Source organism: Streptomyces sp. AHU1, from assembly GCF_045343905.1.
In the GTDB taxonomy this organism is placed as follows: Bacteria; Actinomycetota; Actinomycetes; order Streptomycetales; family Streptomycetaceae; genus Streptomyces; species Streptomyces triticiradicis.
Genome location: NZ_CP174283.1, coordinates 150,946 through 164,458, shown reverse-complemented (window position 1 = coordinate 164,458; position 13,513 = coordinate 150,946). Strand labels below are relative to the sequence as shown.

The following is a 13,513-nucleotide window of genomic DNA, read 5'->3' as shown; positions in this document are numbered from 1 at the left end:
CTTTCTCAGCCCGTGTACTGGACGAAGACCTTGAGGTAGTCGTACTGCTGCTGCGACACACCGCTGCAGGAGTCCCCGTCGGACCCGGTGGTGCACGGTCGGTCGCGGTTGACGGACCAGTAGGTGAGGCGGGCGATGTGGTGCTGCTGGGCATAGGCGAGCATCGTCTGGAAGTCGGAGAGGCGGACCAGTTCACCGGCGTCGTCGGTCTTGCCGTTCATGGAAGACAGTCCGAGGTGCCCGTAGGTGGTCGAGTCGCTGTAGCCGTACGCGGACTGGACGCGGGCCTTGAGGCCCTCCATCGCCTGGGTGGTCAGCGTGCCCATGTTGGTGGTGCCGCCGCCGAAGTCGAACGGCATGATGCACCAGATGTCGTTGGCCAGACCGGAGGTGGCCGCCCGGTTGATCATGTCGACGCCGGTGGAGTCCGGGCCGGAGGTGGCGGTGCCGAAGGTGATGATGGTTTTGATGCCGGGGTTGTTGGTCTTGATGATCTTCAGTGCGTCGACGACGCGTTGGCGGGCTGTGGCGCTGGCCCACTCGGTGTTCTCGATGTCGATGTCGATGACCTTCAGGCCGTATGCGTTGACGACCTTCTGGTAGGCGCCCGCGAGTGCCGAGGCGCTGGTGCACTTCTCGCCGAGCTTGTTGCCGCTCCAGCCGCCGATGGACGCGATGACGTCACCGCCGACCGACCGGATCGCGTTGATCTTTGATTGGTCGTCCCCGCCGGTCAGCGGGCGTGAGCCGTCCCAGGCCGGATTGCAGGTGCCGTCGGAGAGGATGAAGGCGAGGGTGAACCATTTGACGCCGGTCGCGGACATCACGCTGGTCGGGCTCTGCGGGTTGCCCCAGCCGAAGTACTCGTAGGGGGCCACCGCCATGCCCGGTGAGAGGGCCGTCGTGCCGGTGCTGAGCCTGTCGAGGTTAGGGCCGCCATTCGCGGTAGTCGCGGTGGCGCGAACCTTGTTGGCGCCCGCGTTCAAGGTGACGGTCGCCGTCCTGGTGGCCCAGGTGTCCCAGTTTGCTGTGGGCGCGAGGGAGAGGTTCGATACCACGACCGTGCCGTTGACGGAGATGTTCACCGGGCGGTCGACGGTGGAGCCGTTGGCGTAGCGGAAGGTCAGGGTCGCGGTGCCGGTGGTGGTGGCGTCGACCGTGAACTCCACATACGAACCGGTGGTGTTGGCGTAGTCGACGAATCCGGATCCGGTGTAGCCGGTGTGGTTCGTCGCCACCGTGCCCTGAGCGATCGTCGCGTCCTCCGCCTGGTAGTCGGTAGAGGTGGTGGCGGCGTGGGACGACGGGGGTGCGGTGAACAGCAGGGACAGCAGCAGACCGCACAAGGCGGTCAGGATCATGCCGGGGTGGGGAAGGCGTCTGTGAGCGGGGTGGTTCACGGGTCAACCTCCGGGAGAGCCGGTTCGAGAGGTGCGAACGGCATGTTAGGAAAGTTTCCTAACATTCAATAGGCATGCGTCGGCTTGATTTTGAAGAATGTGGGTGCTGCGGGGTCTGTGCGTCTTCCGGCTGTGCGCTCAGAGGAGTTGGTAGCCCCGGAAGTTCCTGAGCAGCAGGTGAGTGTCCTGGAGTGAGCCCGAAGTGTCGCCGAGGCTGCGGTAGATGCCCCACTTGGGGCGCACCCGGTCGGCCAGGAAGGTGTCGACGCCCGTGCGTGCCTTGTCGATCAGGGTCGTGCCGCTCTTCTTGAGGATCCAGCGCACCGAGCCGGACGTACCGTCACCGACCTTGATCTGGAAGTCGACGTCGGTCCACGCGTCGTGCAGCGGGTCCAGCGAGGTACGGCCGACCATGATCCCGGAGATCGGCAGCTGGAGTTCGATGGTCTGGGCGCCGTCGACCCGACGCAGAGACTGCACCACGATCGGCGAACTGCCACTGCCGGGCTCCTTCATCTGCATGATGTGCGTGAAAGTCGTCGTGGCCTTCAGCGAGCTCGGGATGTACATCGAATACGTCACCCGCCAGGTCTGCCCCGGCAGCCACTGCAGGTAGCCGGAGGGCGTGCGCAGACCGGTAACCTCCTGACGCTGACGGTCGGTCATGGTGTCCCGATCCACCATGTGCATGTTGAAGCGCCAGTGCTCGCTCTCCGGGTAGATGTGCGGCTGGCCGGCCGGGTGCGAGTCCGCTCGGTCGTCCTCGACCGTCTCGAAGGCGTTCAGTCCGTCGGTGTATGCGGACGGGGACCATTTCAGCACCCAGGATGCGGCGCTCGCGGGAGTTGCGGAAACGCCGACACTGGCGGCGACCGCACCACCCAGGGCCGCACCCAGCACTGACCTGCGGCTGGTGTTCATGGCTGCTCCTCCTGAAGGGATGTTCATGTACTTGGACATGGTTCACCATTGCGCTCAATGGCGCGGTACAGCATCTCGATGCGACAGGGTGCGGTCAATGGTCTGGACCGATTTTCTTGCAACTGCATTTCGGTTAACTAGCGCAGGAGGCAGCTGACTTGCGGAACAGTAACGTCGGCGTCACGGCAGTTTGAGCAAGGCTCTTGACGCGTCCCCACATGCGTAATTCCACTGTCCGCGCACGGTTTAGAGAACGTTCCTGACCAGTGGGTGGCTCTCAGCTGCCCGAGCCCAATCCGGTGACCGTCTCTCCTCACGTCCTGCGAACGGTGCGCATGAACGTTGGGCCTCCGGGACGGGCACTGTTGCACACAGGACACCGCACCATCAGGCTGAGAGCACTCGCTGCAGCACTTACCGCGACCCTCGCCCTAGGCCGTGTCTCTTTGATCGGTTGGTCGGTTGATCGGATGTGTCCGTCCGGTTAGTGATCACTGATGTGATGTGGGACCGGATCGAGCCGCTGATGTCGGCCGATCCGGTCCGTGGACGGCGGTGGGCCGACCATCGTCGAACCCTTGAAGCCATCGCGTGGAAGTACCGCACCGGCTCACCCTGGCGAGACTTGCCGGACGAGCTCGGCTCGTTCCAGACCGCTCACAAACGGCTGCTCAGGTGGGCCGTGGACGGCACCTGGGAACGGATCTTCGTCGCGCTCTTGGCAGCGGCCGATAACGTTGACGACATCGGCTGGACCGTGTCGGTGGACTCCACCGTCTGCCGAGCCCACCAGCACGCTGCCGGTGCCTGGAAAAGGGGGCGCCGGGCCGGGCCGAACCCGAAGACCACGCGTTGGGACGCTCCCCAGGCGGCTTGAGCACGAAGGTCCACTTGGTCAGCGACAGCCAGGCGCGGCCGCTGGCCGTCCGCGTCACCGCGGGTCAGGCAGGTGACGCTCCGGTCTTTGAGGCCGTCATGGCCAGCATCCGCGTTCCACGAAGTGGGCCGGGGAGGCCGAGGACGCGGCCGGATGCCGTCCTGGCGAACCGCGCTTATTCATCCCGCGCTATCAGGAGCCACCTTCGCCGGCGCGGCATACGTGCCGTCATCCCTCAGCCCACCGACCATGTGGGCCACCGTCTCCGCCGCGGCCGGGCCGGCGGCCGCCCGCCCGCTTTCGACGTCGGAGCATACAAGCAGCGCAACACAGTCGAACGATGCATCAACCGCTTCAAGCAGTGGCGCGGCCTGGCCATGCGAACCGACAAGCTCGCGATCGTCTACCAGGCAGCACTCCACCTCGCGAGCATTCTCATCCGGGTGCGAAGGTGATCAATGAGGCAAGGAGTCAGTCCCACCAGTCGATGTCCCCGCTGCTGTCGACCTTGGGGGCGGTCACCGCGCCGAACCAGGATTGGCTGTGATGCTCCATGGATTCCGCCACTTCGTGGAGCCATGACCCCAGGCTGGGCCAGCCCAGAAAGCATGCCTGGTCATCGTGAACAGCATCGCCGAGGTGGTTGCGCCACATCCCTTCCCCGGCATCGATGAAGTGGTCGTCTCCGTCACCTCCGGAGATGGGGACCCACCTCGCTCCCCACCAGGGCGTTTCCGCCTGGTCCGGGTCGTCCGGTTCCCATATCTCCATCCGCATCTCGCGGACCTCGATGATCTCCGACACCGAATACAGCTTTCGGCAGGGAAGCACACCCAGCAGGGATGTATCTCCGTCGTGGCACCGCAGCGACTCGCGGAGATCCACAGGAAGCGGGAACCCCAAGCGTGCCTCGGCTTCCTGAATGGACTGCCACGAAGCCGGGGGCCTGAGGTCTGTCAGAGCCTTCGACGCGTGTCGGGACAACCAGGCGTCGATGCGGCGCCAGGACGTCGCGACCGGCGGCACGACAGGATCTATGCCTCGGCGAGGAGGTCGCATCATCATGCGGAACATCATCCATCGGCGCTCACGCGGTCAGCCACGTCGAGCCACTGACCGACCTCAAACGCATCCGACTCATAGCACGAGCCAAAGAGACAGCACCTAGTCGGCGGATGTGTCGGCCGTACCAGAGCGGAGGCGAACGATGACTCGATCAAGAAGGCCGTGACCACCTTCCGCCGCGGCCGAACTGAGAAGGGCGAACACCGGCCCATCGCCGAAGGCGTCGTGCATTCGGAACGCGAACTCCCCCTGCATGATCTGCTCGTTCAGTGCCGGGAAGGCCATCGCGGCGGCGATCCTCTTGCAGACCACGTCCGCGCGGACCCGGCCGTCCGAGCGGACCAGCAGTTCCTCGATCTTCGGCAGATAGTCGTCGATCGCACGAGATCGGGGACGGCGCTGTTCCAGATTCCGCCCCTGGGCTGCATCTTCACCTGCCGGGCAACCGCATGGTGGTCGCACTCGGCCAGCTCGTCCGCAGCACGGTAACTCGCCGTGAGGTCGTACGCCTCCGGGATCCCCACAATCTCACTGCTGTTCTTCACCCGCTCGACCCTCGCCGAAAGACATCTGGACCAGGACGCACCAGTCGTCGCGGTCGTGCCGCCCGGCCTGGTGGGCGAGGCGTCGGCCCCCGTCCTCGCCCGGTTGCACGGCCGACGCGGACCTCGCCGTGGTACGGGGCGTATGGCAGGTCAAGGCCGCTGGCCGCGAGTTCGCCTTCTCGGTCTGCGCGGCGCCGGACAAGCTGCTGCCGCTGCCGGAGCTCCTGCCGCGTCAGCTCCTGGCGTACGAACTCGCCCTCGCCCGCGGGCTGGGACCGGACATGCCGTGCAAGGGCGAAGGCCGTCCGCATGAGCTGAGCGGGATCGCGCCGGGCGCCGGGGCCGGTCGGTTCCGGCGCCCGGCGCTTCGTCACGTCTCACCGTGGCAGCACGGCCGGGAAGAGATCTTCGAGCGTCTGAGCCACGCCGTCGGCGTGGACCGACGGGATGACGTGGTCGGCGGCTGCCAGCACGGTGGGGTGGGCGTTAGCCACGGCGTAGGAGGTGCCGGCCCAGTCGAGCATGGGCAGATCGTTGGGCATGTCACCGAAGGCGGCGATCTCTTCGGGGAGCACACCGAGGCCGGTGGCGTACTCGGCCAGGGCATGGGCCTTGCTCACCTCGCGAGCGATGGCCTCCACCAGGCGAAGGCCATTGGCGTGGTAGACCGTCACGAGATCCCCGATCGCGGGGCGGGCGAGTGCGACGAGCTCGTCCTCCGTCAGCACCGGATGGCGGCCGACGAGTTTCGGCGCGGGACGGCTCCACAGTGCCGCCTCGTCCAGACGGTGCACGACGGTGTCGGCGTCCCAGTCCCAGGGTTCGTATACCTCGTCGGCAGCCATCTCGTGGGCGTACTCCACGGCGAGGCCGATCCCGGGGACGGCGGCGCGCAGCCGGCGGGCCGCCTCCTCGAGGATGTCGGTGCCGATGGCGCGCTCGCGCGTCACGGTTCGGGCGGCCAGATCGTAGACGAAGGCGCCGTTAGAGCAAATGGCCATTGCCTGCCCGGGGAAGGCCTCGGCGATGGGCTCCATCAGCCGGGGCGGGCGGCCCGTGACGAAGACGAGTTCGGTGCCCGCGTCGGCGAGCCGCGTGAAAGCGGCTGCGGTACGGGGAGAGACAGTGCCGTCGGGACGTACGACGGTGCCGTCGAGATCGGTGGCGACAAGACGGGGAGGGCGGAACGGTACGGGAGTCATTCGCGAAGATCCTCACGTTTGTACGGATGAACGCGCACGCGCCACCCCGGGTGTGCCGGGATGGTGTGACGGTGCCGGGGGCGCCCGGCGGCAGGGCTGGCTACGGGCTGACCGTGATATTGGTCAGTCCCTGCGTGGCGCCTACTCAACCACCACGTCCTGCCCGCTATCACGCTGTAGTACGGTCATCGGCGGCAACAGGATGGACGGTGCTCATTGCGCGACATCGCAGTGGGGTAGTACCTGCCCGGTGAGGTAGCCGACCTGGAGTAGCCACTCGGACACCACTACCTACCCCACCACCCAACGCCAAGCTGCACAGCCTCAAGCGCACACCCATCGACGGCCGGCCACAGCTGGTTGATCTCGGCATGCCCGTCTTCACAGGTTTCCCTGAGGCCGGTAGGTAGGAGATCTCCATATTCTGGGCAGCAGCTCGTGCATGCTGATCGGGGCGAGCCGTTGCCCAGGATTCCCCTCGTAGATGTTCAAACTGGTTCATGCAGGCCTCTTCGAACACCTTTGAGCCGTCAAGGCCGGGCGTTGCCTCTTGCGATCTCTAGTGCTGGATTCCTCAAACTCTGTACATATATCGGCGTCGTAGTTGTCGGGTTGGTGGTGCCGGTCTGCCCCAGATCCATGGCTTCGCGCGGGAGTTGAGTTGGCTGGTCGCGAGGGCGGTGGCGTAGGCGATGTCGTCGGGGTTGGCGAAGGAGCGGCCGGCGAGGGCGGTCTTGCGGAAGATGCGCCACCAGCCTTCCTGGAGGTTGAGCCAGCGGGCGCCAGCGGGGATGAAGGCGTGGTGGATGCGGGGGTGGTCCTCGAGCCAGGTCCGGGTGGACAGGTTGTTGTGGCTGGACAGGTTGTCGGTGACGACCCAGATCTCCCCGTTCGGATTGGCGTCCTCGACCTATTGCAGGAACTGCTGGGTCTTACCGGGGATCTTGGTGAGCTGGGTCTTCGCTGCTCAGGGACGGTGGGCTCGTACGCCTGACCGTCATCGTTGGTCGTCCTTGGCCGCTGTTGAGCAACCTCGGACGGCCCAGAGACGGCCCAGCTTTGGCGCGCTCGACCGACGGTCGGTACCTTCGACATGTCCCGACTGAACCTCAGCCGACGACAATCAGCCACGACGGCGGGTACGCCGACCGACCACGCACGCGTGGCCTCGCTACACCCCCACCAGCCTCAGCCACGCTGCCGGTGCCGTCGACCAGAGCAAGCTGCGACGACAGAGCCCTCGGCGTGTTGCGGCTAAGAGCTCGTAACACGATCTTGGCTATGCGGCCGGGCGTTTCCCGTAGTACGCGCTCACGGTCCTGGCCAGCTTTCGCTGGATCCTTCGGAGGATTGGGAGCGTGGCCTCGTCACTGAGCCCGGTGGTTGTCTGCCACTCGACGCCTGAACCGACGAGGTCGCTGACGAAGACGATCTCCGTAGCCAGAAGAGTCCGCGCCCAATCGATGGGCTTGATCGGATCATCGTCAGCCAGAGCACGGCTCAGGAGGCCGCACTGATCGAGCAGATCGTGAGCGTCCGCGAACCCCATGCCGAAGGCGAGTTGGTTACTGCACCGGGCCGGCCCGCCCCATTCGCCCAGAGCTCGTCGCAGCAGTCGGACCTCGCCCTCGGCCAGGAGCTCACTTGGCCTCACCGCTTGCTCCGACATTCGTCCTGCCTTTCCAACCTCGTCCTTGCCGCAAGACGATCAAGCTACCTCTTCCTCAGCCTCCTCCAGCAGATGAGGGAGCAGGCGAGCGAGGCGAAGGCATCATGAAGATCCGGACGACGTTCCCAGCGGATGGCGAGCCGCTTGAACTGGTGCAATAGGGCGAAGGTCTGCTCCACGACGTATCGCAGCCTGCCCAGACCTTGGATGTCGTGCTGACCCTTGCGGGAGATGACAGGCAAGATCCTGCGCCGTCGCAGTTCTGTGCGACCTCCTCCGTCGACGCCGCAGAGTTGAAGACGCTGTCCACCGCGCGGCACAGCTCGTCGTGCATCTCCTCAGGGACGCCGAACAGGTCGCAAATCACCTTGATCGCTAGTCGCCGGGCGAACGACGCCCGCAGATCCACGGGCTTGCCCACCGGACCGGTGGCCAATGCGTCCAGCAGATCGTGGGTGATTTCTTCGATCCGAGGCCGCATGGCCGCGGTGCGGCGCGGGGTGAAAGCCTTGGCGACCAACTTGCGCAGACGCGTGTGGTCCTCGTCGTAGGCGATGAACATGTTCCGCACCGAGACCCAGAGGAAAAGCGGCCAGTCGCGGGATATCTCACCGTTGATGAAAGCGGGCCAGTGCTGGTAGGAGTCCTTGGAGACCCGCGGGTCGTTGAGCAGTTTCTTCAGCAGACCGAAACTGGTTACCGACCACGCCTCCACGCCGCCCGGAAGCTCGACCCGCGTCGCGGGGCCGAGGTCGCGAAGCCTTGCAGCTTCCCCGTGGAGGTCTCTGCCTGAGGCGTCGAGACGGAAGGGGCAGGTTGGCTGCAGGCCCACGAATGTGCTCCTGAGTTCTCGATGGTTGGGGCGGTTGTCGCGGAAGGGGGAAAGCGGACCGGAAGTGCTGTTAGTGCGCGGTGGAACGGGCCTGGGCGCCAGCGGAGTTCCTTCGCTGGGGCGGCCAGTTCCAGGTCCGGCAGCCGGTCCAGCAGCTTCTCGATGGCCACGGTGGCGATCAGCCGGGCCTGGCCCTTGGCGGGGCAGGTATGCGGCCCGGCGCTCCAGGCGAGGTGCGCGCGGTTGCCGGCACTGTGGCTCGTGGGTCGCGTCGGGTCGGTGTTGGCGGCGGCGAAGGAGATCACAACCGGATCACCCTCGCGCAGCCGCACCCCGTCCAACTCGGTGTCCTTTACGGGGAAGTGAACGGACCAGTTGGCCAGCGGGGTGTAGGTGGTCCACAGCACCTCGTCGAGAGCATCCTCCACAGGGAGGCTGCCGCCGGCCAGGTTGCCCGCGAACCGGTCATCGTCAAGTAGCAGCAGCAGCGCGTTCGCAATGAGGTTTTGCTCCGGCTCGGTGCCAGCTCCCAGGGCGAGTGCCAGTTGGTGAGCGACCTCCTCATCGGAGAGCTCCGCTGGGTGGGACAGCATCCAGGAAGCAACGTCGGAACCGGGACGTTCCCGCTTGAGGGCGATGAGGTCTATCGCGGCCTGACTGAGTATCTTGTTGGCGTTTCCCGCGTCGGCGCCGTCGAAGAGACCGATCATACCGGCGACCATCCTGTCCCCGATCTCGGCGGGACAGCCGAAGAGGTGCCGGAAGGCCAGCAGTGGAAGAAGCTTCGCATAGTCGCCCAGCAGGTCCGCCTCACCGCTCGGGGCGAACCTGTCGATCAATTCGTCTGCGCCTTGCTCGATGTAGTGACGCAGTTCATGAGGGTCCACCCGGTCCATGCTCTCGGTGATGACCGAGCGCAGCCGCTTGTGCTCGTCGCCATCAACGTGCCGGGCGTTGGGCCGATAGCTCATCAGAGGAGCCACCGGGCTGTCGGGGGGTACTTCGCCTTCGGCTTTGGCCCGCCACCGACGGGAGTCCTTGGAGAAGGTCTGCGGGCTCCGCAGCACCTTGAGCGCGGTGTCGTACGAGGTGACCAGCGTGGCGTGGATTCCTGGGGCCATCTCGACCGGCGCGGCCGGGCCGTGCCGGCGCAGCCGGGCGTAGACGGTGTCCGGATCGGCGGCGAACTCCGGCCCGTACAGCGGAATGGCGGTACCGATGCCGTCCGCGTGAGCGGGGCAGTCCGGCAATGGCGTCGAGTCCGGTTCAGCCGACTCGGTGGAGCGGGAGGAGGCGGTCACGGTTTAGGGGGCTCCAGGTCAGCTGAGGGTGAGGAGATGTTCGGCAAGGTTGATCAGCGCGTTGGTGGCCGACATCCGATCGCGCGCGTCGCAGATCACCAGTGGGGTCTCGGGTAGCAGGTCGAGAGCCTTACGCAGCCGCTCCTCGTCGTATGTCGGCGAGTCGGGGAATTCGTTGACGGCGACCGCGTAGGGCAGCCCTGCCTCCTCCAACCGGTCGATGGCGTTGAAGGACTGGTCGAGGCGGCGGGTGTCGGTGAGCACCAGGGCACCGAAGGCGCCGTAGGTGAGGTCTTGCCAAAGACGCTGGAACCGAGACTGCCCCGGGGCTCCGAACAGATAGAGCACCAATTGCTTGTTGAGCGTGACACGACCGAAGTCCATGGCGACCGTTGTGGTCGTCTTGTCCTTGATGCCGGCGAGGTCATCGATGGCCGCGCTGGCCTGCGTCATGGTCTCTTCGGTGGACAGCGGGCTGATTTCTGAGAGCGTGCGCACCATCGTCGTCTTGCCGACGCCGAAGGGACCCGCCACCACGATTTTGATTGCCCGTTGCACGGATTCTGACAGATAGCGGATATCACCGGAGGGCGCGGAGACCACGGAGTACCTCCTCTACGAGGTCGCGATCCGGACGCTCGGCCCGGGGAATGGGGGAGCAGGTGGAGAGCAGGCGCTCGTCCACCAGGTCGGCGATCAGTACCTTGCAGATGCTGACCGGCAGTGCCAGGAAGGCGCTGACCTCTGCGACAGTGAGGGCGCCGCTTCTGCACAACGCCAGCAAGGCATGTTTCTCGGGGCTAAGCAGGCCAGAGGGCGAGCCACCGGTAAACCTGACCACGGTGACCAGATCTAAGGTGTTCCGGCTTGGCACGGCCCGGCCGTCGGTGACCACGTATGGTCTGACCAGTGCGTCGTCCCGGCGCCGGGCCATCATGCCGGACTGCCGTCGTCCTGTCGTGTGGGACTGCCCATGGCCTTGCCCAGACGCTCGACGAGCTGATGCATCCGGAAGCTACAGGCTTCCAGGTCCACGCGCTCGGTGGCCGAAACAGCCAGGTAGGAGCCTTCGCCTGCGGCGATCACGAGCACGTAGGCGTCGTCGAACTCGATCAGAGTCTGCCGCCACGGCGGGTTGGGTTCGTCGTCGGCGTAACCGCAAAAGCCCGCAGTGTTGCGGCTGATGGAGACCACTCCACACAGTGCGGCCGCCTGACGTTCTGCCTGGTCTAGGGCGAGACCCTGGGAGCGGGCCCGCAGCAGGCCGTCCCGGCTGAGCAGGATGGCATGCAGTGTCTCCGACATGCCGAGGGCCTCGTCCAGCATCCAGTCGAGAGTGCCGTCGTGGTTCATCACTGCGACTGCCTTTCCGTGTCTCCGGGTCCGCCGTCGGCTGACAGCTCCTCGATCCGAGGGGTGGGGACACCACGTCCAGCCCGGCTGCCGCGCTGCAAGGCGCCGAGTGTCGCAGCGTCGCGCCGGGCGGACCGCACTGCGGGTACCTGCGGGGCTTCCGACGCAATCGCCGCGGAATCCGCAGCGGCAGGCCGGCGGCGTCGGCGCTGCGGCAGACCGTCTTCGGTCAATGGAACAGGGGCAGCCGGCGTCTCCGCAGATGTCCGGTCCGTCGCCCGCGACGCGGTGGCAGCCGGAAGCCGCTCCCGCCGGAAACGAGCGGCCTGCACGGACGCCCGGTCGGTGGACTGGTCGACCGGGATGAGCAGAGCGCTGGGCAGGAAGATCGCCGCACGCAGGCCGCCAAACGGCGACACGGAGTCGGCGTACGCCCTGAAGCCATACCGTGCGGCAAGCCGTCCTATCACCGCGTGGCCGAAGGCAGGCGGGTCGCCGAGCCGGGTGACGTCCACACCGCGCTCTCCGGAGAACAGTTCGGCCGCCTGCCGCATCTCATCCTCAAGCATGCCGACGCCGCAGTCGTCGATCACGATGGTGACACCGTTGTGCGCTGACTGGATGCTCACCTCGACCGGAGTGTCGGGCTGGGAGTGCCGGGCAGCGTTGTCCAGCAGCTCGGCGACGGCCAGCACGGTGGGCTCGACGGCGCGACTGACCACAGCCAGATCGACCTGGCCGCGAATGTGCACCCGACGGTAGTCGCGTATGCGGGAGGTGGCTCCGCGTACTACCGCCAGCACGGGAGATGCGGCCCGCTGCCGTCCGGGCCACGAGCCCGAGAGCACAGCGATCGCCTGGGCACGGCGGCCGATCTGCGCGTTCATGTGGTCGACCTCCAGCAGGCCCTGGAGCACCTCGGGATCCTCGTGCCGCTCCTGCATGGCAGAGATCGCCCGCTGCTGTTCGTTAGCCAGCCCCTGCACGGCCTTCATCGCGGAAGCCAGTGAGGCATAGGTGGCCCGGTCGGCTCGGGACCGCGCACTCCCCACAAACGCGGCGAACACGTCGGCCGCCGCGTCAAGGTTCCGACCGAACGGCGATTCCAGCAGTCGGGAATTGAGCAGCGGCGGCACCGGAACACCACGGCTGTAAGCGGCCTCAGCCGCCGCCGGCAGCCGTGCATCTATCAGGTGCCTGGCTTCTTCGTCACGGTCGATTAGGCTCCGCTGCAGTGCGGCGGTGAGTCTGCGCTCGGCCGTGGCCGAGCGCCACCAGTGCAGTGCGGCGCCCGTGGCAACAAGCAGACCGACCACCAGGGCCCAGAACACCGCGGCGTGTGTATGCAATGACATCAATTCCTCAGGCGGCGTGACCCAGTTGGACGCAAGCGTGTCATCACAGGGCTTGGGCCACGTCTGTTGATGACGCAGTAGATTCTTTCTTACAGGGGAGACCGACCGTCAACTGGCCAATCGTGCACATAAGTTGCACTGATAGACATGCGGTCATCAGGGCAATTTCAAAGTCCCGGCGGTCAAGGAACTGCGCTGGTCGCAGCAGCGTAACGATGCGCTCGGCGCCCACCACGTATACAGCGAAACTCCGGTTAACGGAGCGTGCTGCTGTTTGCTTGTTCGGCGGTGGTGGCCGGAGTGCGTTCGTTCGCAGCGATCGGTCAGTGGGAGGGATGCTCCAAGGAACACCCTGGCGCGGCTCGGTGCGCGCACCACGAGCGTATTGGGTGTGCGATTGGCGCCGAGCGGGGCGACCGAGCATGCGGGCCGCCGTCGACCGTGAGGTCGCCTAACCATCGCTGGTTACCGCTCTCCGCCGCCGGGCGCCCGAACAGCACTCGGCGACGGCTCCTCTAGCTGTGCGTCCCGCATTCTCGCGAGGCGTTGTTCAGCCGGCCGTCGCAACGTACGAGCCGAAGAAAAAGCGTTCCGCCTCGGTGAGCGGCGGCCCTTCCAGCGGCGGCAGGACCGGCCCGGCCAGCGTGGCGAGCAGGAGCGAGGGGTGCACCAGCCAGAGCGCGTCCTTATGCAGCGTGGTCACGTCGCACTTGGCGGAGGACACCCGGTAGGAGGTGGTGGCCATCTTGGTCATGCGGCGTACGTACCAGCCAAGAGCCGGCTCAACAGAGTTGGGCGGATTTCCTTCCACGTTCGGGAACTGTCGATCTACAGACACACTCAACGCCCAGGCGGCCTCTGCGGGTTTCGCCGCAGCCTGCTGGACACAGCGCACGAGCCCAGGAGCTTCGGCGCCGCCCTTCTGCAATTCCGCTTGAAGCGCCTTCGCTCCCAACGCTGCCACTGACATACCCTGGCCGTACACGGGGTTGT

General features: G+C 66.1%; 14 protein-coding genes and 1 pseudogene. 1 reads left to right on the top strand and 14 read right to left on the bottom strand.

Features of this window, described 5'->3' with window-relative positions; all coding sequences use genetic code 11:
• Positions 1 to 5: 5 nt before the first annotated feature.
• Together ACICHK_RS00820 and ACICHK_RS00815 are read right to left on the bottom strand one after the other, a co-directional pair.
• The gene (locus tag ACICHK_RS00820) at positions 6 to 1,361 is read right to left on the bottom strand and encodes a carbohydrate-binding protein (protein ID WP_406835003.1); all 1,356 of its coding nucleotides are present in this window, start codon (positions 1,359 to 1,361) and stop codon (positions 6 to 8) included.
• Between the two features lie 177 nt (positions 1,362 to 1,538).
• Entirely contained in the window at positions 1,539 to 2,321 is a 783-nt protein-coding gene (locus ACICHK_RS00815; protein WP_406835002.1) for a Tat pathway signal sequence domain protein, read from the bottom strand.
• A gap of 472 nt (positions 2,322 to 2,793) precedes the next feature.
• Between ACICHK_RS00815 and ACICHK_RS00810 the strand changes: the two genes are divergently transcribed.
• A protein-coding gene (locus ACICHK_RS00810) for an IS5 family transposase (protein ID WP_406835000.1) occupies positions 2,794 to 3,653 on the top strand; the annotation gives its coding sequence in 2 pieces (ribosomal slippage) (positions 2,794 to 3,145 and positions 3,145 to 3,653; 861 coding nt in all).
• Between the two features lie 16 nt (positions 3,654 to 3,669).
• Here the strand turns inward: ACICHK_RS00810 and ACICHK_RS00805 are convergent.
• From ACICHK_RS00805 to ACICHK_RS00750, 12 genes and pseudogenes are all read right to left on the bottom strand, one after another.
• Positions 3,670 to 4,257 (bottom strand): SMI1/KNR4 family protein, encoded by a 588-nt coding sequence (locus tag ACICHK_RS00805; RefSeq protein WP_406841130.1) that lies wholly within the window; start codon positions 4,255 to 4,257, stop codon positions 3,670 to 3,672.
• Between the two features lie 294 nt (positions 4,258 to 4,551).
• Positions 4,552 to 4,808: pseudogene (locus tag ACICHK_RS00800) on the bottom strand (IS21 family transposase); the annotation flags it as partial.
• A gap of 377 nt (positions 4,809 to 5,185) precedes the next feature.
• Entirely contained in the window at positions 5,186 to 6,010 is an 825-nt protein-coding gene (locus ACICHK_RS00795) for an HAD family hydrolase (protein WP_406834999.1), read from the bottom strand.
• Positions 6,011 to 6,584: 574 nt separating this feature from the next.
• Positions 6,585 to 6,893, bottom strand: a complete 309-nt coding sequence (locus tag ACICHK_RS00790) for a transposase (RefSeq protein ID WP_406841129.1) — start codon at positions 6,891 to 6,893, stop codon at positions 6,585 to 6,587.
• A 396-nt stretch (positions 6,894 to 7,289) separates the two neighbouring features.
• The gene (locus ACICHK_RS00785; protein ID WP_406834997.1) at positions 7,290 to 7,679 is read right to left on the bottom strand and encodes a hypothetical protein; all 390 of its coding nucleotides are present in this window, start codon (positions 7,677 to 7,679) and stop codon (positions 7,290 to 7,292) included.
• Between the two features lie 44 nt (positions 7,680 to 7,723).
• Positions 7,724 to 7,999, bottom strand: coding sequence for a transposase (locus ACICHK_RS00780; RefSeq protein WP_406834995.1), 276 nt, complete (start codon positions 7,997 to 7,999; stop codon positions 7,724 to 7,726).
• A gap of 376 nt (positions 8,000 to 8,375) precedes the next feature.
• Positions 8,376 to 9,812: a cytochrome P450 gene (locus ACICHK_RS00775; protein WP_406834993.1), complete on the bottom strand. Its 1,437-nt coding sequence runs from the start codon at positions 9,810 to 9,812 to the stop codon at positions 8,376 to 8,378.
• A gap of 18 nt (positions 9,813 to 9,830) precedes the next feature.
• Positions 9,831 to 10,415 (bottom strand): GTP-binding protein, encoded by a 585-nt coding sequence (locus ACICHK_RS00770; RefSeq protein ID WP_406834991.1) that lies wholly within the window; start codon positions 10,413 to 10,415, stop codon positions 9,831 to 9,833.
• Positions 10,393 to 10,707 (bottom strand): DUF742 domain-containing protein, encoded by a 315-nt coding sequence (locus tag ACICHK_RS00765; protein ID WP_406834989.1) that lies wholly within the window; start codon positions 10,705 to 10,707, stop codon positions 10,393 to 10,395. Before ACICHK_RS00765 ends, ACICHK_RS00770 begins: the two co-directional genes overlap by 23 nt.
• Before the next feature lie 38 nt (positions 10,708 to 10,745).
• The gene (locus ACICHK_RS00760; protein ID WP_406841128.1) at positions 10,746 to 11,165 is read right to left on the bottom strand and encodes a roadblock/LC7 domain-containing protein; all 420 of its coding nucleotides are present in this window, start codon (positions 11,163 to 11,165) and stop codon (positions 10,746 to 10,748) included.
• Positions 11,165 to 12,496 (bottom strand): ATP-binding protein, encoded by a 1,332-nt coding sequence (locus tag ACICHK_RS00755; RefSeq protein ID WP_406834987.1) that lies wholly within the window; start codon positions 12,494 to 12,496, stop codon positions 11,165 to 11,167. Before ACICHK_RS00755 ends, ACICHK_RS00760 begins: the two co-directional genes overlap by 1 nt.
• 574 nt (positions 12,497 to 13,070) lie before the next feature.
• Positions 13,071 to 13,274, bottom strand: coding sequence for a hypothetical protein (locus ACICHK_RS00750; RefSeq protein ID WP_406834986.1), 204 nt, complete (start codon positions 13,272 to 13,274; stop codon positions 13,071 to 13,073).
• Between the last annotated feature and the right edge of the window lie 239 nt (positions 13,275 to 13,513).

Coding starts and splice junctions, on each gene's coding strand:
- ACICHK_RS00820 (WP_406835003.1), bottom strand. CDS start 1,361: ATGATCCTGACCGCCTTGTGCGGTCTGCTGCTGTCCCTGCTGTTCACC.
- ACICHK_RS00785 (WP_406834997.1), bottom strand. CDS start 7,679: ATGTCGGAGCAAGCGGTGAGGCCAAGTGAGCTCCTGGCCGAGGGCGAG.
- ACICHK_RS00750 (WP_406834986.1), bottom strand. CDS start 13,274: ATGACCAAGATGGCCACCACCTCCTACCGGGTGTCCTCCGCCAAGTGC.
- ACICHK_RS00795 (WP_406834999.1), bottom strand. CDS start 6,010: ATGACTCCCGTACCGTTCCGCCCTCCCCGTCTTGTCGCCACCGATCTC.
- ACICHK_RS00760 (WP_406841128.1), bottom strand. CDS start 11,165: ATGAACCACGACGGCACTCTCGACTGGATGCTGGACGAGGCCCTCGGC.
- ACICHK_RS00805 (WP_406841130.1), bottom strand. CDS start 4,257: ATGCGACCTCCTCGCCGAGGCATAGATCCTGTCGTGCCGCCGGTCGCG.
- ACICHK_RS00815 (WP_406835002.1), bottom strand. CDS start 2,321: ATGAACACCAGCCGCAGGTCAGTGCTGGGTGCGGCCCTGGGTGGTGCG.